The 16,685-nt window shown below is 71.5% G+C and carries 17 protein-coding genes; 10 read left to right on the top strand and 7 right to left on the bottom strand.

What is annotated here, in order from left to right; translation table 11 throughout:
• Positions 1-48 precede the first annotated feature (48 nt).
• The 3 genes from AB0898_RS22835 to AB0898_RS22825 form a co-directional block, all read right to left on the bottom strand.
• Positions 49-822 carry a DUF4232 domain-containing protein gene (locus AB0898_RS22835; RefSeq protein WP_366804811.1) on the bottom strand — a complete coding sequence of 258 codons (774 nt, stop codon included), beginning with the start codon at positions 820-822 and terminating at the stop codon, positions 49-51.
• A 76-nt stretch (positions 823-898) separates the two neighbouring features.
• Positions 899-1,471: a MarR family winged helix-turn-helix transcriptional regulator gene (locus tag AB0898_RS22830; protein WP_366804810.1), complete on the bottom strand. Its 573-nt coding sequence runs from the start codon at positions 1,469-1,471 to the stop codon at positions 899-901.
• A gap of 39 nt (positions 1,472-1,510) precedes the next feature.
• Positions 1,511-1,987 (bottom strand): hypothetical protein, encoded by a 477-nt coding sequence (locus tag AB0898_RS22825; protein WP_366804809.1) that lies wholly within the window; start codon positions 1,985-1,987, stop codon positions 1,511-1,513.
• 143 nt (positions 1,988-2,130) lie between these two features.
• Between AB0898_RS22825 and AB0898_RS22820 the strand changes: the two genes are divergently transcribed.
• The 4 genes from AB0898_RS22820 to AB0898_RS22805 all read left to right on the top strand — a co-directional run bounded on the left by AB0898_RS22820 (position 2,131) and on the right by AB0898_RS22805 (position 4,198).
• Positions 2,131-2,469, top strand: a complete 339-nt coding sequence (locus AB0898_RS22820; protein ID WP_366804808.1) for a YnfA family protein — start codon at positions 2,131-2,133, stop codon at positions 2,467-2,469.
• 181 nt (positions 2,470-2,650) lie between these two features.
• Complete coding sequence (locus tag AB0898_RS22815; RefSeq protein WP_366804807.1) at positions 2,651-3,427, top strand: SDR family NAD(P)-dependent oxidoreductase; 777 nt, start codon at positions 2,651-2,653, stop codon at positions 3,425-3,427.
• On the top strand, positions 3,427-3,576 hold the full coding sequence (locus AB0898_RS22810; RefSeq protein WP_366804806.1) for a hypothetical protein: 150 nt from the start codon (positions 3,427-3,429) through the stop codon (positions 3,574-3,576). Before AB0898_RS22815 ends, AB0898_RS22810 begins: the two co-directional genes overlap by 1 nt.
• 79 nt (positions 3,577-3,655) lie before the next feature.
• Positions 3,656-4,198, top strand: a complete 543-nt coding sequence (locus AB0898_RS22805; RefSeq protein ID WP_366804805.1) for a hypothetical protein — start codon at positions 3,656-3,658, stop codon at positions 4,196-4,198.
• A 27-nt stretch (positions 4,199-4,225) separates the two neighbouring features.
• On the opposite strand, the gene AB0898_RS22800 is transcribed toward AB0898_RS22805, so the two are convergent.
• A complete protein-coding gene (locus AB0898_RS22800) occupies positions 4,226-5,419 on the bottom strand; it encodes an RtcB family protein (protein WP_366804804.1) in 1,194 nt (397 codons plus the stop codon).
• Positions 5,420-5,645: 226 nt separating this feature from the next.
• On the opposite strand from AB0898_RS22800, the gene AB0898_RS22795 reads away from it, so the two are divergent.
• The 3 genes from AB0898_RS22795 to AB0898_RS22785 all read left to right on the top strand — a co-directional run bounded on the left by AB0898_RS22795 (position 5,646) and on the right by AB0898_RS22785 (position 8,894).
• On the top strand, positions 5,646-6,479 hold the full coding sequence (locus tag AB0898_RS22795; RefSeq protein WP_366804803.1) for a DUF3558 domain-containing protein: 834 nt from the start codon (positions 5,646-5,648) through the stop codon (positions 6,477-6,479).
• Positions 6,480-6,605: 126 nt separating this feature from the next.
• Complete coding sequence (locus AB0898_RS22790) at positions 6,606-7,517, top strand: DUF3558 domain-containing protein (protein WP_366804802.1); 912 nt, start codon at positions 6,606-6,608, stop codon at positions 7,515-7,517.
• A 99-nt stretch (positions 7,518-7,616) separates the two neighbouring features.
• On the top strand, positions 7,617-8,894 hold the full coding sequence (locus AB0898_RS22785; protein ID WP_366804801.1) for a DUF2637 domain-containing protein: 1,278 nt from the start codon (positions 7,617-7,619) through the stop codon (positions 8,892-8,894).
• Between the two features lie 74 nt (positions 8,895-8,968).
• Here AB0898_RS22785 and lysS read toward each other — a convergent pair whose 3' ends face one another.
• Entirely contained in the window at positions 8,969-10,711 is a 1,743-nt protein-coding gene (gene lysS, locus AB0898_RS22780) for a lysine--tRNA ligase (RefSeq protein WP_366804800.1), read from the bottom strand.
• Between the two features lie 260 nt (positions 10,712-10,971).
• Here lysS and argS point away from each other — a divergent pair, with 260 nt between their 5' ends.
• On the top strand, positions 10,972-12,753 hold the full coding sequence (gene argS / locus AB0898_RS22775) for an arginine--tRNA ligase (protein ID WP_366804799.1): 1,782 nt from the start codon (positions 10,972-10,974) through the stop codon (positions 12,751-12,753).
• Between the two features lie 283 nt (positions 12,754-13,036).
• On the top strand, positions 13,037-13,612 hold the full coding sequence (locus AB0898_RS22770) for an SUKH-4 family immunity protein (RefSeq protein WP_366804798.1): 576 nt from the start codon (positions 13,037-13,039) through the stop codon (positions 13,610-13,612).
• Positions 13,613-13,644: 32 nt separating this feature from the next.
• On the opposite strand, the gene AB0898_RS22765 is transcribed toward AB0898_RS22770, so the two are convergent.
• Both AB0898_RS22765 and hemB read right to left on the bottom strand, forming a co-directional pair.
• On the bottom strand, positions 13,645-14,853 hold the full coding sequence (locus AB0898_RS22765) for a hypothetical protein (RefSeq protein WP_366804797.1): 1,209 nt from the start codon (positions 14,851-14,853) through the stop codon (positions 13,645-13,647).
• A gap of 138 nt (positions 14,854-14,991) precedes the next feature.
• Complete coding sequence (gene hemB / locus AB0898_RS22760) at positions 14,992-15,984, bottom strand: porphobilinogen synthase (protein WP_366804796.1); 993 nt, start codon at positions 15,982-15,984, stop codon at positions 14,992-14,994.
• 134 nt (positions 15,985-16,118) lie between these two features.
• Here hemB and AB0898_RS22755 point away from each other — a divergent pair, with 134 nt between their 5' ends.
• Positions 16,119-16,685, top strand: coding sequence for an alpha/beta hydrolase (locus tag AB0898_RS22755; RefSeq protein ID WP_366804795.1), 567 nt, complete (start codon positions 16,119-16,121; stop codon positions 16,683-16,685).

Below are 16,685 nucleotides of genomic sequence, written 5' to 3'. Positions count from 1 at the left end.
TCACCGGGCCGGCCGGAGGCTCCGGGCGGGCTGTCGCCCCGCGCCGGATCAGGCCCGCGTGTCCGCCTGCCGCATCGAGTCGACCGCCTGCGCGACCGTCGCGCTGTACAGGCCCAGCTTCGGCTTGAGGACCTTCGCGCCGGAGCCGAGGGGGAAGTTCCGGGTCTCGGCGTTGGGCATGTGGTCGCCGTCGGCCAGCACGTTCATCTCGTCGATGCCGCGCGCGGTGCCGGTGGTGGCGCCGCTCGGGTCGAGGTCGATGACGGCGTAGGTGGTACGGCCGGCGCGGAGGGCGTAGGCGGGCGGACCGCCGAGGCCGCCGGGGACCAGCGGCTTGATGTTGTGGCTCTGGTCGGCCGACGTGGAGGAGCCGAGGTCGACGGTGGGGTAGTAGCTCAGGCCGCAGGCGCTCGCGCCGGTGTTGCGGACCTCGATGACCCGCTGGGTGGTGGCGCGCTTGGTCACCCGCACGGTCACCTGGCCGCCGGCGCAGGGGTGGGTGTAGGCGTAGCTGTCGGTGTCCTTGGAGCCGCCGGACTTGGGGGCGGCCTGCTGGGCGGTGGTGGTCTTCGCGACGGTCGTGGTGCCCTCGGCGGTGCCACCGGACTTCGCGGTGCCGCCGGACTTCGCGGCCGTGCCGGCGGACCCGGCCGGCGCGGAGGCCTCCTTCGACGGCTTGGCCGCCACCGTGGCCGCGGGCTTGGCGGCGCCCTCGTCCTTCGCGCCGGAGCCGGAGCCGGAGCCGCCGCAGGCGGTCAGGGCGAGGGCGAGGACGGCGGTACCGGCGGCGGCGAGTGCGGTCGAACGGTGGAGCGTACGCATGGGAATTCCCCCGTGAGGTGCTGCGAAGAGTGACCGGACGAAGCGGGTGGAACCCGCCCCGTCCTGCTGACGTCGACTACTCTCCGCCCCCGTCCCCACGTTTCGCTGACGCCCCGCTGACGTCGTGCTGACGCCCGCCGCCGGGCCCCGCCGGCCCCCTCCGGTCCTCCGCCGCACGCGCCTCGCGCAGCCGGGCGGCCTGCTCCTGCGAGAACTCCACCGTGCGCTCCATGTGCCGTACGATCACGGCCAGTTCGGCGTCGTCCAGCTCGTCGAAGATGCGGTACCAGTCGCCGGACAGCGTCTCCCACACCCGCCGGAACTCCCCGATCCGCTCCGCCACGGGCACCACGAGCACCCGGCGCCGGTCCCCCTCGTCCCGTCCCCGTACGACGTACCCGGCGCGTTCGAGCCGGTCCACCAGGCGGGTGGCGGAGCCGGTGGTGAGCCCGGTCAGCTCCGCGACCCGGCCGGTGGTGACCGGCTCCGGCTCCAGGGTGAGCAGGTTCAGACACTGGAGGTCGGTGGGGTGCAGCCCGATCCGGTCGGCGACGGCCTGGCTGAACAGGGCGTACGACGCGATGTACCGCCGGGACACCGCGTCCAGCTCCGCCAGCAGCCCGGCCCGGGCGGTGCGGTTCCCGGCCATGAGGACCTCCTGTACGTCCTGTCCGTCGACTGCGGCCGCTCAGAACGCGTACGCGTCCCCCGTGTCCAGGACCAGCACCTTCAGGCGGTCGTTCGAGCGGTCCGGGTCGCTCACGCCGCCGTTCCAGGCGGGCTCCACCTCCAGGGTGACCTCCGAGGCGGCCCGGCGCAGGGCGACGGTCAGCGCGAGGGTGCGCCCGGCCCTTCCCGCGGCCAGCGCGCCCGTCCCGCACACCACGGTCCGCTCCCCGGTGCGCGCGCACGCGGACGGCAGCTCCTGCCGCTCCGCCAGCGGCACCGACCAGCGCAGCCGCACGCTCGCGTCCGCCACGGCGGCGGGGCCCGCGTCGCGCGGGGTGAGCCGCACCTCGACCCGGTCGCCGGTGAGGACGGCACTGCCGTGGAAGGAGAGATCGGCGCGGGGGGTTCCCTCAGCCGCGCCCGCGGGCCCCGCCGCCCCCACCAGGACACCCGCCCCCGCACCCAGCAGCGCCCACGCCCTCGCCCGCACGCCCATGCCGCTCACCACTTCCAGCCCGAAGCCGTATCGCTGCCCAGGGGATGTATGCCACGGCAGCGGCGGGCCAGGCGCCGTCCATCAGGTGAACGCCCCGGCCGGACCCCGTACGGCCCCGGAGGGGACATGACACCCTTCCCCCCATGCTGATCCTCCGCTCCGCCGCCCTCTTCGTCGTCGCCGCGCTCTTCGAGATCGGCGGCGCGTGGCTGGTCTGGCAGGGCGTACGGGAGCACCGGGGGTGGCTGTGGACGGCGGGCGGGGTACTGGCCCTCGGCGCGTACGGGTTCGTCGCCACCTTCCAGCCCGACGCCCACTTCGGCCGCATCCTGGCCGCGTACGGCGGCATCTTCGTGGCGGGGTCGATCCTGTGGGGCGTGGTCGCGGACGGCTACCGCCCCGACCGCTGGGACATCGCGGGGGCGCTGGTGTGCCTGGCGGGGATGGGGCTGATCATGTGGGCGCCGCGGAACGGGGGCTGAGGAGCGGGCGGCGCGGGCCCGGCAGAGCGGCGCGTTGTCGTAGAGCACCTTCTCGAAGTGCGGCACCACCCAGTCGCGGCCGACGGAGCCACTACGGGACTCGGCCGCCGGGGAGCGGCCGCCGGCGCTCGCCTACGCTGGACGGGCAGCGCCCCGTTTCTTGACCGCACAGGAGCAGCCCATGGCCCCCGCAGCCCCGTCCGCCGCCGCCCGTATCGCCGTCGTCACGGGCGCGAGCAGCGGGATCGGCGCGGCCACCGCCCGCAGCCTGGCCGAGGCCGGCTACCGGGTCGTCCTCACCGCGCGCCGCAAGGACCGTATCGAGGCGCTGGCCGAGGAGATCAACGCGGCGGGCCACTCCGCGACGGCGTACCCGCTGGACGTGACGGACCGCGCGGCGGTGGACGAGTTCGCGACGGCGTTCCGCACGATCGGCGTGCTGGTCAACAACGCGGGCGGCGCGCTCGGCGCGGACCCGGTGGCGACCGGCGACCCGGACCACTGGCGCACGATGTACGAGACGAACGTCATCGGCACCCTCAACATCACCCAGGCCCTGCTGCCCAAGCTGGAGGCGAGCGGCGACGGCGTGGTGGTCGTCGTCTCCTCCACCGCCGGTCTCGGCACGTACGAGGGCGGCGCGGGCTATGTCGCCGCCAAGCACGGCGAGCACGTCCTCGCCGAGACCCTGCGCCTGGAGATCGTCGGCAAGCCGGTCCGGGTCGTGGAGATCGCCCCCGGCATGGTGAAGACGGACGAGTTCGCCCTGACCCGCTTCGACGGCGACACCGCGAAGGCGGCCAAGGTCTACGAGGGCGTCGCGGCCCCCCTCACCGCCGGCGACGTGGCCGAGACGATCACCTGGGCGGTCACCCGCCCCAGCCACGTCAACGTCGACCTCCTGGTCCTGCGCCCCCGCGCCCAGGCCTCCAACACCAAGGTCCACCGGGAGCTGTGATGCCGGACTCCGAGAAAACCGCCGAACAGCGCCGCCTCGCCCAGGAGACCAAGGACGAACGCCAGGTCTGGTACTTCCTGGCGTACTTCCTCTTCGGCATCCACGTGATCGCGTTCGTGATGATCTACGCGGTACGGCACGCGAAATGAGCGAGCGGCCGGCTCAGGTCTTCCTCAAACCTTCGGGGAATGCTTGACCGGCCGATCTCGCCTGCGTGAGGGTTCGGAGATGTCAGCACCAGGCCGGCTGGTACTCAGGGGGCCCGAATTGTTGTCCGGAAAAGGCGTGACACTCAGGCGTGCGGGCGGTGTACTGCTCCTCGCGCTGGCCGTGGCCGGCTGCGACGGTCATGACACCAAGGGCGCCGCGGGCACTCCCGCCGCATCGGCACCGGCGCCCGCCACGCGGCACGATCCGCACGCGCCGTCCGTCGACAGGGCACCCCGGATCTCCTCGGACGGCATCAAGGTCCTGAACTCGGCGGCGGCCATCTCGGGAAGTGCCGCTTATTCCATACCCGGCGGAATCAAGGCGGGCAGGACACTGGCCGTCGCCATCAACTGCCGGGGCGCCGGCCGGATGTCGGTAAAGGTGTCGCCCGCCGATGTGTCTTTCCCTCTCGCGTGCGAAAAGGGAAAGGTGATTCCGACCCTGAACGAAATCCCGATGAGCGAATCCGGCGAGGTCGGCACCCTCCAGGTCACGGCGGGACGGCACCTGTCGTGGTCGTTCGCCGTCGGCTGGGACCCGAGTCCGCCCGCACGGCGGTAGAACCCGGGTCCGCGACCGGCCTGACGCTCAGCCCTTCACGCAGACGAACTGCTTCAGCTTCGCCACCACTTCCACCAGGTCCCGCTGCTGCTCCATCACCTGGTCGATGTTCTTGTACGCGCCAGGGATCTCGTCCAGGACGCCGGAATCCTTGCGGCATTCCACACCGCGGGTCTGGTACTCCAGGTCCTTGACCGTGAAGTGACGCTTGGCCGCGTTGCGGCTCATCCGCCGGCCGGCGCCGTGGGAGGCGGAGTTGAAGGCCTTCTCGTTGCCGAGGCCCTTCACGATGTACGAACTCGTCCCCATGGAGCCGGGGATGATGCCGTACTCGCCGGAGCCGGCCCGGATCGCGCCCTTGCGGGTCACCAGCAGGTCCACGCCGTCGTACCGCTCCTCCGCCACGTAGTTGTGGTGGCAGGAGATCTCCGGCTCGAAGACCGGCTTGGCCTTCTTGAACTCCTTGCGGATGACGTCCTTCAGGAGCGCCATCATGAGCGTGCGGTTGTACTTGGCGTACTCCTGCGCCCAGAACAGGTCGTTGCGGTAGGCCGCCATCTGCGGGGTGTCGGAGACGAAGACAGCCAGGTCGCGGTCCACCAGGCCCTGGTTGTGCGGGAGCTTCTGCGCGACGCCGATGTGGTGTTCGGCCAGCTCCTTGCCGATGTTGCGGGAGCCTGAGTGGAGCATGAGCCAGACCGAGTCCGACTGGTCGAGACAGACTTCGATCATGTGATTCCCGCTGCCGAGCGTTCCCATCTGCTTGTGGGCGCGCTCCTCACGGAACTTCACCGCTCCGGCGACCCCGTCGAAGCGGCCCCAGAACTCCGCCCAGCCGGCCGTGGCCAGACCGTGGAACTGCCCGGGCTCGACAGGGTCGTCGTGCATCCCCCGCCCCACCGGAATCATCTGCTCGATCCGCGACCTGAGCCGCGACAGATCCCCCGGCAGATCGTTCGCCGTCAGCGACGTCTTCACCGCCGACATCCCGCACCCGATGTCCACCCCCACCGCCGCCGGGCACACCGCGTCCCGCATCGCGATGACCGAGCCGACCGTCGCGCCCTTGCCGTAGTGGACGTCGGGCATGACGGCGAGGCCGCGGATCCAGGGGAGCGTGGCGACGTTCTGCAGCTGGCGCAGGGCGCCGTCCTCGACGGTGGCGGGGTCGGCCCACATGCGGACGGGCACCCGGGCGCCCGGTATCTCGACGTACGACATCTCTTCCTCGTTCCCCCGGTGACAGAAAAAGCCTCAAAAGGCGCAGAACGCAAAAGCGGCGCCATGGTCGGTGAAAAGGGATGAGGGACCGGCGTCCGCGGTGGTGCGTGCGATACACATTGTGTCCAGCAGGCGCCCCGCCGCGGCAAGCGAATAACCAGCGGGGACACTGGAACACCGGCGCGCCCGCCGCCGGATGCGCACCCCCGTCGAGAGGAGCCCGACCGTGCAGCGGAAGGCCTACGTCATCGGTACCGCCGCCCTCCTCGCGACGTTGCTGACAGGCTGCACGAGCGGCTCGGACGGAGCGAGTCCGACCGACGACGCCAACCCGGGCGCCGCGGACACCGCCACGGTCGCCGCCCAGCCCGGCAAGTACCGCACGCTGCCCGAGCCCTGCGGTGCCGTCGGCCACGACACCCTCGCCACGCTGCTGCCCGGCATCCGTCAGCTCACCGACCCCGACCAGCGCGACAAGGCCTACCGGGGCGTGCCCGAGCTGACCTACGACACCGACCGCAAGGTGGGCTGCCACTGGAAGGTCGAGTCCACCACCGCCACCGACCGCCTCTCGGTGGACTTCGAGCGCGTGGTGTCCTTCGACAACGCGGTCAGCGACGACAACGAGGCCCGCAAGCTGTTCGAGGGCATGGAGAAGGCGGCCCATCTCCCCGTCCCCGGCGCCCCGGGCGGCGAACCCGCCTCCCCCACCGCCGCCCCGAGCGGCAAGGCGAGCCCGGACGCGAGCGCCTCCCCGGGCGCCGACCCCTCGGACGGCGCGACCGCGACCGGCACCGGCACCCCCGCCGACTCCGCCGATCTGCGCCCCCGCGCCCTGCCCGACCTCGGCGACGAGGCGTACCTCGACGACCAGCTCTCCACCTCCGGCTCGACGTCCGAACCGCGCACCGTGACTGTGGTGTTCCGCACGTCCAACGTCGTCGTGACCCTGGAGTACGAGGAGCAGCCGATGGTCGTCGGAGCGGTCCCGGACAGCAAGGAAATGCAGGACAGGGCCCGGGATCTGGCCTCCCAACTGGCCGACCAGCTCGACGGCTGACGCCCCTTCGCCCGCCCCTTCCGTCACTCAGCGCACCCCGCGAACCGGAAACACACGCCTCCTTCACCGCGTACCGTGACCCCGCAGGAACCCGCACGAACACCGAGCGTCATGAGTGAAGGAACCATGCAGCGAGCCGTACAGCGAGACGACCGTGCCCACCATCGAGCCGGGCGCCTGAGCCGCGTTCTGGTGTGCGCGGCCGCGGTGCCCGCGGTGCTCATCACCGCGGGATGCTCGTCGGACTCCGGCGACTCCGCGAACAAGAACACCCCGGCCGCCCGGCAGAGCGCGGGCGGTGACACGGCGGGCACGTCCTCGCCGGACGCCACCGCGACCATCGCCCCGGCCGCGTACCAGAAGCTCCCCGAGCCCTGCGACGCGCTGACCGAGAAGACGCTGGACGGCCTGGTGCCGAAGTCCAAGTCGGGCAAGAAGGGCAAGAGCGACGACACCGCCGCCCGCTCCTCCTGCACATGGACCAGCCTGGACGACAACGGCGTCAAGGGCTCGCAGTTCCGCTGGCTGAGCGTCTCCCTGCTGCGCTTCGACTCCGACGCGGCCCGGGGCAGCGGCAACGACCAGGCCCACTCGTACTACACCCAGCAGCTCACCGACGCCCAGCACGTCTCGGGCGCGAAGGGCACCAAGTCGCAGCCGCTGACCGGCGCGGGCGACGAGGCGACGGCGGTGCGCTACGACCTGAAGAAGAAGGAGGGCGCCTTCAAGCAGCAGACCGTGGTCGCCCGTGTCCAGAATGTTGTCGTCACGCTGGACTACAACGGCGCGGGTCTCGCGGGCGAGAAGACGCCGGACGCCGACGATCTGACGAAGGACGCCGAGAAGGCCGCCAAGGAGGTCATCGCCTCCGTCTCGGCCGCCAACGGCCGTGGTCAGGCGCCCGGTTCGGGCGACGGCGCCGCCGCCTCCCCGTCGAAGAAGCCGTCCGGGAAGCCGTCCGCGTCGCCCTCCGGCAAGGCGTCCGAGTCGGCGTCCCCCAGCGCCTCGGCGTCCGCCAAGGACGACAAGAAGGACTGACCGGCACCACGTTCGGCGCACACGTGTGCCACCCTGTTGCGCGCAACAACACGCAACGGGAGGGGAGTACGAGTGGCCGCGCCACTTCAGCTGACTCGGATGCACCGCGTACTCATCGGCTTGGTCGTGGCCGGCGCCTTGATCATCGCCGGTATCGGCTTCGCCGGTTCGTACGCGGCCGTCCGCGCACTGGCCCTCAAGAAGGGCTTCGGGAACTTCTCCTATGTGTTCCCGGTCGGCATCGACGCGGGCATCTGTGTGCTGCTCGCGCTCGACCTGCTGCTGACCTGGATGCGCATCCCCTTCCCGATGCTGCGCCAGACGGCCTGGCTGCTCACGGCGGCCACCATCGCCTTCAACGGCGCGGCCGCGTGGCCGGATCCGCTGGGCGTCGGGATGCACGCGGTGATCCCGATCCTGTTCGTGGTCTCCGTGGAGGCGGCCCGGCACGCGGTCGGCCGGATCGCGGACATCACCGCCGACAAGCACATGGAGGGCGTGCGCATCACGCGCTGGCTGCTCTCCCCGGTGCCGACGTTCCTGCTGTGGCGGCGGATGAAGCTGTGGGAGCTGCGCTCCTACGAGCAGGTCATCAAGCTGGAGCAGGAACGTCTCGTCTACCAGGCCCGGCTGCGCTCCCGCTTCGGCCGCGCCTGGCGCCGCAAGGCCCCCGTGGAGTCCCTGATGCCGCTGCGCCTGGCGCGCTACGGCGTCCCGCTCGCGGAGACGGCCCCGGCGGGCCTGGCGGCGGCGGGCATCGAGGCGGTGGTGGCTCCGCCGGTTCCGGTACTGCCCCAGGCCCCGGTGGCGGGTGCGCTCCAGGCGGCCCCGGTGGGCCAGGCGACCGCGATGGACCCGATGGGCCCGGCCCAGCCACATCCCCCACAGCAGCCGCCCGCCGGACAGTTCCCGCGGCAGGGCGCCCCCATGGGCCCCGAGGACGACGAGCAGAGCCCCTGGTTCCAGGGGAAGGCGCCGGGCGACATCGAGTACCAGGGCGGCTACGACCCGGCGTTCGAGCCGGTCCCCGACCCGCAGTACTTCCCCGAGGAGCAGTACGGGGACTGGTACGAGGAGCAGCCGCCCGAGCAGTTCCAGCAGCCCTCCCCGGAGGAGACGGGCAGCTTCCCGATCCCGGTCGGCCCCAACCGCACCCGTGAGCTGGGCGAGGGCGGCGGCGTGCCGGAGCCGGACGAGGAGGACCTGTACCAGGTCTTCCGGCAGTCGATAGACGGCAGTTACCCGACGGGCCCGATGCTGGCCGAGGACATACAGGCCACGTACGGCCTGGCCATCGACTCCGGTGACGCGAAGGTGCTGGCGGAGCGCTTCCAGCAGCGTCACATGAAGGAGATGGAGGAGGACCACATCGCTTGAGCCCGCGATGTGCGCAGACGAGGAGGGGGCGCCCGGTGTCACACCGGGCGCCCCCTCTCACGTAACCGTGCGGCCTACTCCCCGAGCAGGGCCCGCACCCGGTCCTGGCCCACGGCCAGCAGCAGGGTGGGCAGACGCGGGCCGGTGTCGCGGCCGACCAGCAGGTGGTACAGCAGGGCGAAGAAGGTCCGCTGGGCCGTCTTGATCTCCGGCGGCAGCTCCTTGGCGGTGGCGTCGGCGGAGAAGCCGGCGCGCACCTTCGGGACGCCGTAGACCAGATGCGTCAGGCCGTCCAGGGACCAGTTGTCCGCGAGGCCGTCGGCGAGGAGGCGCAGCGACTGGCGCCCCTCCTCGTCCAGCGACTTCAGCAGCTCGGCGTCCGGCTCCTCGCGGACGATGGTGCGCTGGTCGGCGGGGACGTAGGTGTTGATCCACGCCTCGGCCTTGTCGTACCGGGGGCGGGCGTCCGCGAGGTCGGTGATCGGGTTCGCCGGGTCCAGCTCGGACAGGATGCGCAGCGCCTGGTCCTGGTGACCGGCGGTGATGTCCGCGACCGAGGCCAGCGTGCGGTACGGCAGCGGGCGCGGGGTCTTCGGCAGTTCACCGGCGGCGGTGCCGACGGCGCGGGTGTACGCGGCGACGTCACCGGGGAGCGCGGAACCGTCGGCGACCTTGCCCGCCAGCTTGTCCCACTCGTCGTACAGCCGCTGGATCTCCTGGTCGAAGGCGATCTTGAAGGACTGGTTGGGGCGGCGGCGGGCGTACAGCCAGCGCAGCAGCTGCGGCTCCATGATCTTCAGCGCGTCGCCCGGGGTGGGCACGCCACCGCGCGAGGACGACATCTTGGCCATGCCGGAGATGCCGACGAACGCGTACATCGGGCCGATGGGCTGCTCGCCGTCGAAGATGCCGACGATCTGGCCGCCGACCTGGAAGGAGGAGCCCGGCGAGGAGTGGTCGACGCCGGAGGGCTCGAAGATGACGCCCTCGTAGGCCCAGCGCATCGGCCAGTCGACCTTCCAGACCAGCTTGCCCCGGTTGAACTCGCTCAGCCGGACCGTCTCGCCGAACCCGCACGCGGTGCAGGTGTAGGCCAGCTCGGTGGTCTCGTCGTCGTACGACGTGACGGTGGTGAGGTCCTTGCCGCACTCGCCGCAGTACGGCTTGTACGGGAAGTAGCCCGCGGAGCCGGAGCTGCCGTCGTCCTCGGCGGCGGCGCCGGAGCCCTCCTCGGCCTCCAGCTCGGCCTCGTCGACCGCCTTCTGCTGCGGCTTCTTCCCCGGGGCCTTCTTGGTGCGGTACTGGTCGAGGATCGCGTCGATGTCACCGCGGTGCTTCATGGCGTGCAGGATCTGCTCGCGGTAGACGCCCGAGGTGTACTGCGCGGTCTGGCTGATCCCGTCGAACTCCACACCCAGCTCGGCGAGCGCCTCCACCATGGCGGACTTGAAGTGCTCGGCCCAGTTCGGGAACGCGGAGCCCTTCGGCGCCGGGACCGAGGTCAGCGGCTTGCCGATGTGCTCGGCCCAGGACTCGTCGACGCCCGCGATGCCGGCCGGCACCTTGCGGTAGCGGTCGTAGTCGTCCCAGGAGATCAGATGGCGGACCTGGTACCCACGCCGCCGGATCTCGTCCGCGACCAGGTGCGGGGTCATGACCTCGCGCAGGTTGCCCAGGTGGATCGGGCCGGACGGGGAGAGCCCCGAGGCGACGACGACCGGTTTGCCCGGAGCCCGACGCTCCGACTCCTCGATGACGTCATCCGCGAAACGGGAGACCCAGTCGGTGGTCTCGCTGCTCTGAGCCACGATCGGCACGTCCTCTTTTTCCGAGTTCTGTGAGTGACCGCTCCATTCTCCCAGCTCCGGTGGCAACCACGGAAACCCCTTTCCCCCTTCTGTGCCCCACGGGCGGCGCAGCCGCCTGTTCAGGGGCGCGGGAAACTGCGCGACCAGCCGCCCACGACCCGCGCCTCGCCCGGCCACCGGGCGCCCCGGGCTCTCCGCAAAAACCGCTTTACCCCCCATGGGATACTGGCCGCATCCAGTCATCCACGAGGAGAACGGCACTCACCCTTATGGCTTCGGTCACGTCGCTCACCGATCTCGTCAACCAGCGCCTCGCGAACGCCCTCGCCTCCTCCCTCCCGGAGGCCGACGGCGCCGACCCGCTGCTGCGACGAAGCGACCGGGCCGACTACCAGGCCAACGGGATTCTGGCGCTCGCCAAGAAGGCCAAGGCGAACCCGCGCGAGCTGGCGGCCGAGGTCGTCTCCCGGGTCGCCACGGGTGACGTGATCGCGGACGTCGAGGTCTCCGGGCCCGGCTTCCTCAACATCACCGTGACGGACGGCGCGATCACCAGGAACCTGGCCGCGCGGTACGCGGACGACACCGGCCGCCTCGGCGTGCCGCTCGCCGCGCACCCGGGCACGACGGTGATCGACTACGCCCAGCCGAACGTGGCCAAGGAGATGCACGTCGGCCATCTGCGCTCGGCGGTCATCGGCGACGCGGCCGTACGGCTCCTGGAGTTCACCGGCGAGAAGGTGGTCCGCCGGCACCACATCGGCGACTGGGGCACCCAGTTCGGCATGCTCATCCAGTACCTGGAGGAGCACCCGCACGAGCTGGACCACAAGGAGTCCGCGGACGCCGAGGTCACCGAGGAGTCCGGCCAGGAGGCCATGTCCAACCTGAACCGCCTCTACAAGGCGGCCCGGGTGCTCTTCGACTCCGACGAGGAGTTCAAGACGCGCGCCCGCCGCCGGGTGGTCGACCTCCAGGCCGGCGACCCCGCGACGCTGGCGATGTGGCAGCGGTTCGTCGACGAGTCGAAGATCTACTTCTACTCCGTCTTCGACAAGCTGGACATGAAGATCCGCGACGAGGACGTGGTCGGCGAGTCCGGCTACAACGACATGCTGGCCGAGACCTGCCGCATGCTGGAGGAGTCCGGCGTCGCGGTGCGCTCCGAGGGCGCCCTCTGCGTCTTCTTCGACGACGTCAAGGGCCCCGACGGCCAGCCGGTCCCGCTGATCGTCCAGAAGTCCGACGGCGGCTACGGCTACGCGGCCACCGACCTCTCCGCGATCCGCGACCGCGTCTTCCACCTCAAGGCCGACACCCTCGTCTACGTGGTGGACGCCCGCCAGGCCCTGCACTTCAAGATGGTCTTCGAGACCGCCCGCCGCATCGGCTGGCTCGGCGACGACGTCCACGCGGTCCAGCTCGCCTTCGGCACGGTCCTCGGCAAGGACGGCAAGCCGTTCAAGACGCGTGAGGGCGAGACGGTACGGCTGGTGGACCTGCTGGACGAGGCGGTCGAGCGGGCGTCGGCGGTCGTGCGCGAGAAGGCGCAGGACCTCTCCGAGGAGGAGATCGCCGAGCGCGGCGCCCAGGTGGGCATCGGCGCGGTGAAGTACGCGGACCTGTCGACCTCGGCGGCCCGTGACTACAAGTTCGACCTGGACCAGATGGTCTCGCTCAACGGCGACACCTCCGTCTACCTCCAGTACGCGTACGCCCGCATCCAGTCCATCCTGCGCAAGGCCGGCGAGGTCCGCCCCGTCGCCCACCCCGAGCTGGAACTGACCGCTGCGGAGCGGGCGTTGGGCCTGCACGCCGATTCGTTCGGCGAGGTCGCCACGGAGGCGGCCGCGGAGTACGCCCCGCACAAGCTGGCCGCGTACCTCTACCAGCTCGCCTCCCTGTACACCTCCTTCTACGACAAGTGCCCGGTCCTCAAGGCCGAGACCCCCGCCCAGGTCGAGAACCGCCTCTTCCTGTGCGACGTGACGGCCCGCACCCTGACCCAGGGCATGGCCCTGCTGGGCATCCGGACGCCCGAGAAGCTCTGACGTCCGCCCCCTCTCGGCCGGTGGGAAGTTGACGCTCTCCACCGACCGAGAGGTGCCCGGCGGTTCAAGTGGATTCCGGAGCACGCCTACGACGAGGTGCTGTCCGCCCTCGCCGTACCCGGCGGCCACCAGCAGGGCATCGCGGACGTACTCGGCCTCTACGACGCGCGGCCCGCGATGTTCGCACTGGGGCAGGAGACCGGTGCCCACGACAGCCATGCCGGCGCCGAGTACGGGCGGCCGGGCACCGGGGCCTGCCCCAAGAAGAAGCAGCGAGGATTCCATGCTGTTCGAAGTCTCCCGGGAAGCGATGATCTCGTCGCTCGGTGAAGAGAACGTCTTCCAGGCCCCCTCCGGCTCCTTGGGGAGCAAGTCGCTGGAATCGCATGCCGCGCGAATCCTGCTCACCACCGGTATCCCGACCGGCGTCTTCCAGCCCCAAAAGCGCATGCCCTCCGGCCGCTTCCCCTTGGCGAGCGAGAAAATCGACCTCGCGCACCACGAGAACACACCGGCCGGCTGCGGGAGTTGGCCGGTTTTCGGCTGGCTCCCGCAGACCCATCTCGCCCTCGACCCCGAGACCGGCGTGGTGCACGGCTTCTCCGAGAACGGCGGCCCTGTTCAGGCCCCGCACACGGACATGTCGTCCCTCGCATATCTGACCTTCGCGCTGCAGCGGCTCCTGAAGGAGTTCCCCTGGAGTGACGACGAAGACGAGGAAGAGGCCGACTTCGAGCGGCTCACCAAGGCCCTGCACGGCGTCCGGGCCACCGTGGAGGAACGCGACCCGCTGCCGTTCGGCGGAAACAGCGTCTGGCCCGCCGTACTGGACGACATGGCGGCCGGCATGTGGTCGTAGGACCACATGCCGCCCGACGCACGCCGCACGCCTCAGGAGCGCGTGATCTCGCCGCAGGCGCCGTCCTGGAGGTTCTTCAGGGTGTCGGTCCGGTCGTACGGGTCGCGGGCGTCGCCGCTCGCCGGGGCGCCGGTGGGGGCGTCGCCGGGGAAGACCGGGTGGAGGTAGCCGTCGTGGACGTCGCACTCGTTGTTGTAGGTGTGGACCCGCACCGAGCCGACCGCCAACTTGCCCTTGTCGGCGACCCACTTGACCGGGTCGTGCAGCAGCATCGTCATCCCGCGGCGGACGATGGTGCGGGCCACACGGTCGTCCGTGACACCGTCGTCGCCGGAGGCACGCTGGACGAGCGGGTAGACGAAGGTGTAGTCCGCGTGGACCTTCACCTCGCCGGGCCGCCCCGCCGCGAAGGACAGATGGCCGCGCACCTTGACCACGTCACCGGCCGGCCGCACCCGCGCGGGGTCGAAGCGGCTGATGAAGGTGATGGGGTCGTGCTTGGCGTCGGGGTCGCGCAGCGCGCGCCGGAGCTCCTGGAGCGTCTCGGGCTGCCTGGGATCGAGCAGGGCCAGCGCCTTGTCGGGCTGTCCGCCGCGCAGGACCGCGGGATCGAGGCTGGAGTCGACGAGGAACTCCTTGGTCTCCCGCAGCGCGAGCGCCACATCGGCCTCGCTCAGCCCGGCGACCGCCTTGGCCTCGGGCAGCTCGATCGCGTCCGCGCCCTCGTCCCAGGTCTCCGAGGGCGAGCCGTGGAAGGGGTGCGCGAGGGTCGCCTCACCGGCGGCGAGGCCGGGGGCGGAGGTGGGCAGGGCCGTCTCGGCGGGCAGCGGCGAGGGCGCGGCACCGGAGGCCGGCCGGCCCCCGGGTATGTGGTCCAGCAACAGCGAGGGCCGCAGCGCGATCAGACAGACCCCCACGGCCAGCACCACACCCAGCACCGCCCACAACGGACTCCGCCGCCGCTTCTCCTGCCAGGCGGGCCCGGTACGCCAGCCGGGCGGCTCCACGGGCGCCTGCGCGGCCTTGCGCCGCAGCCCGAACCGCCGGCCGCCGCCGTCCTCCCGCTCCCCCTCCTCCCGCAACCGCCGCGCCACCATCCGCGCCCGGGCCGACGGCTCCTTCGGCCCGGACGGCCCACCCCCCTCGACCGTCTCCCGCAGGAACGTGTCCCACTGCTCGTCGGATATGTCCACGGGCTCATCGGGCTCGTCGGACCGTTCGGGGGGCGGGGCGGTGGACACGGGCTCACTCTCGTCGGGGTCAAGGAAATACCAAGATCCTTGCGTAGACGATGCGAGCGCGGTTCACAAGCCCCGCGCGGAGGGCGCCGGAGGCTGTGACCGAACCGGTACGGCACCGGTCCGCCTCCCGGCGCCGAACTACCGCAGTTTCTGCGCCACTTCAGTCGCCCAGTACGTCAGAATGTTCCGCGCCCCCGCCCGCTTGATCCCCGTCAGGGTCTCGAAGATGGCCCGGTCGCGGTCGATCCAGCCCCGCTCCGCGGCGGCCTCGATCATGGAGTACTCGCCGGAGATCTGGTACGCGGCGACGGGCACGTCCACCGCGTCCGCGACCCGGGCGAGGATGTCGAGGTACGGGCCGGCCGGCTTGACCATGACCATGTCCGCGCCCTCGGCGAGGTCCAGCTCCAGTTCGCGCAGGGACTCGCGGAGGTTGGCCGGGTCCTGCTGGTACGTCTTGCGGTCGCCCTGGAGCGAGGAGGCGACGGCCTCGCGGAAGGGGCCGTAGAAGGCGGAGGAGTACTTCGCGGTGTAGGCGAGGATCGCCACGTCCTCGCGGCCGATCTGGTCCAGCGCGTCGCGGATGACGCCGATCTGGCCGTCCATCATGCCGCTCGGGCCGACGATGTGGGCGCCGGCGTCGGCCTGGACCTGGGCCATCTCGGCGTACCGCTCCAGGGTGGCGTCGTTGTCGACGCGGCCCTCGGCGTCCAGCACACCGCAGTGGCCGTGGTCGGTGAACTCGTCCAGGCACAGGTCGGCCATGACCATCAGGTCGTCGCCGACCTCGGCGCGTACGTCGCGCAGGGCGACCTGGAGGATGCCGTCCGGGTCGGTGCCGGTCGTGCCGAGCGCGTCCTTCTTCGACTCCTCCGGCACACCGAACAGCATGATCCCGGAGACGCCCGCCTCGACGGCCTCCAGCGCGGCCTTCTTCAGACTGTCCCGCGTGTGCTGCACGACCCCGGGCATCGCCGCGATCGGCACCGGCTCGCTCACGCCCTCCCGGATGAACGCGGGGAGGATGAAGTCGGCCGGGTGCAGCCGCGTCTCCGCGACCATCCGCCGCATGACGGGCGAGGTCCGCAGGCGCCGCGGACGCGTACCGGGAAAGGAACCGTACTTCGACATATCCCCTACGCTACGCCCGCCCGACCCGCGCCTTTGCCAACACGGTGTCGGACCCGGGGACGCCTCACACGGGCGCCGTACAGCCCCGCCCGGCTTGACCCTCACACCGGTGTGAGCCCGTACCGTCCTCCCCCATGACGACCGCACACCCCCGCGCCACGATCATCCACGGCTACCGCGCGACCCCCGGGGACCACTGGTTCGGCTGGCTCGCCGAACGCCTGGAGGAGCACGGCGTCCCCACCACCGTCCCCGCCCTCCCCGGCACGGACGACCCCGATCCCGACCGGTGGACGGCCGCCGCCGGAGCGGCCATCGGCACCCCCGGCGCCCGCAGCAGGGTCGTCGCCCACAGCCTCGGCTGCCTCACCGTCCTGCGCCACCTGGCCACCCTGCCGGGCGACTGGCGGCTGGGCTCCCTGGTCCTGGTCTCCGGCTTCGTGGACCCGCTGCCCGCGATACCCGAGCTGGACGCGTACATCGCCGGCGGCTGCGACCTCACCGCCCTCCCCGCCCGCGTCGACCGCCTCACCGTCCTCCGCTCCGACGCCGACCCCCTGGTCCCCACCCCCCACACCGACCACCTCGCCACCCTCCTCGGCACCACCGCCCAGGTGGTCCCCGGCGCGGGCCACTTCCTGGCGGACGAGGGCATCACGACCCTCCCGGCGGCACTGGACGCCTGCCGGCCCGGGGAATGA

The sequence above is a fragment of the Streptomyces sp. NPDC005435 genome (assembly GCF_040703155.1).
Classification (GTDB): Bacteria; Actinomycetota; Actinomycetes; order Streptomycetales; family Streptomycetaceae; genus Streptomyces.
This window is presented reverse-complemented; position numbering and strand designations above follow the sequence as displayed.

Bases quoted from the DNA above. Each gene is read 5' to 3' on its own strand.
- AB0898_RS22810 (WP_366804806.1), top strand. From the start codon at position 3,427: ATGCCGGACTCCGAGAAAACCGCCGAACAGCGCCGCCTCGCCCAGGAG.
- AB0898_RS22755 (WP_366804795.1), top strand. From the start codon at position 16,119: ATGACGACCGCACACCCCCGCGCCACGATCATCCACGGCTACCGCGCG.
- argS (WP_366804799.1), top strand. From the start codon at position 10,972: ATGGCTTCGGTCACGTCGCTCACCGATCTCGTCAACCAGCGCCTCGCG.
- AB0898_RS22820 (WP_366804808.1), top strand. From the start codon at position 2,131: ATGCTGATCCTCCGCTCCGCCGCCCTCTTCGTCGTCGCCGCGCTCTTC.
- AB0898_RS22835 (WP_366804811.1), bottom strand. From the start codon at position 822: ATGCGTACGCTCCACCGTTCGACCGCACTCGCCGCCGCCGGTACCGCC.
- AB0898_RS22785 (WP_366804801.1), top strand. From the start codon at position 7,617: ATGCACCGCGTACTCATCGGCTTGGTCGTGGCCGGCGCCTTGATCATC.
- AB0898_RS22790 (WP_366804802.1), top strand. From the start codon at position 6,606: ATGCAGCGAGCCGTACAGCGAGACGACCGTGCCCACCATCGAGCCGGG.
- AB0898_RS22770 (WP_366804798.1), top strand. From the start codon at position 13,037: ATGCTGTTCGAAGTCTCCCGGGAAGCGATGATCTCGTCGCTCGGTGAA.
- AB0898_RS22825 (WP_366804809.1), bottom strand. From the start codon at position 1,987: ATGGGCGTGCGGGCGAGGGCGTGGGCGCTGCTGGGTGCGGGGGCGGGT.
- hemB (WP_366804796.1), bottom strand. From the start codon at position 15,984: ATGTCGAAGTACGGTTCCTTTCCCGGTACGCGTCCGCGGCGCCTGCGG.
- AB0898_RS22830 (WP_366804810.1), bottom strand. From the start codon at position 1,471: ATGGCCGGGAACCGCACCGCCCGGGCCGGGCTGCTGGCGGAGCTGGAC.
- AB0898_RS22805 (WP_366804805.1), top strand. From the start codon at position 3,656: ATGTCAGCACCAGGCCGGCTGGTACTCAGGGGGCCCGAATTGTTGTCC.
- AB0898_RS22815 (WP_366804807.1), top strand. From the start codon at position 2,651: ATGGCCCCCGCAGCCCCGTCCGCCGCCGCCCGTATCGCCGTCGTCACG.
- AB0898_RS22800 (WP_366804804.1), bottom strand. From the start codon at position 5,419: ATGTCGTACGTCGAGATACCGGGCGCCCGGGTGCCCGTCCGCATGTGG.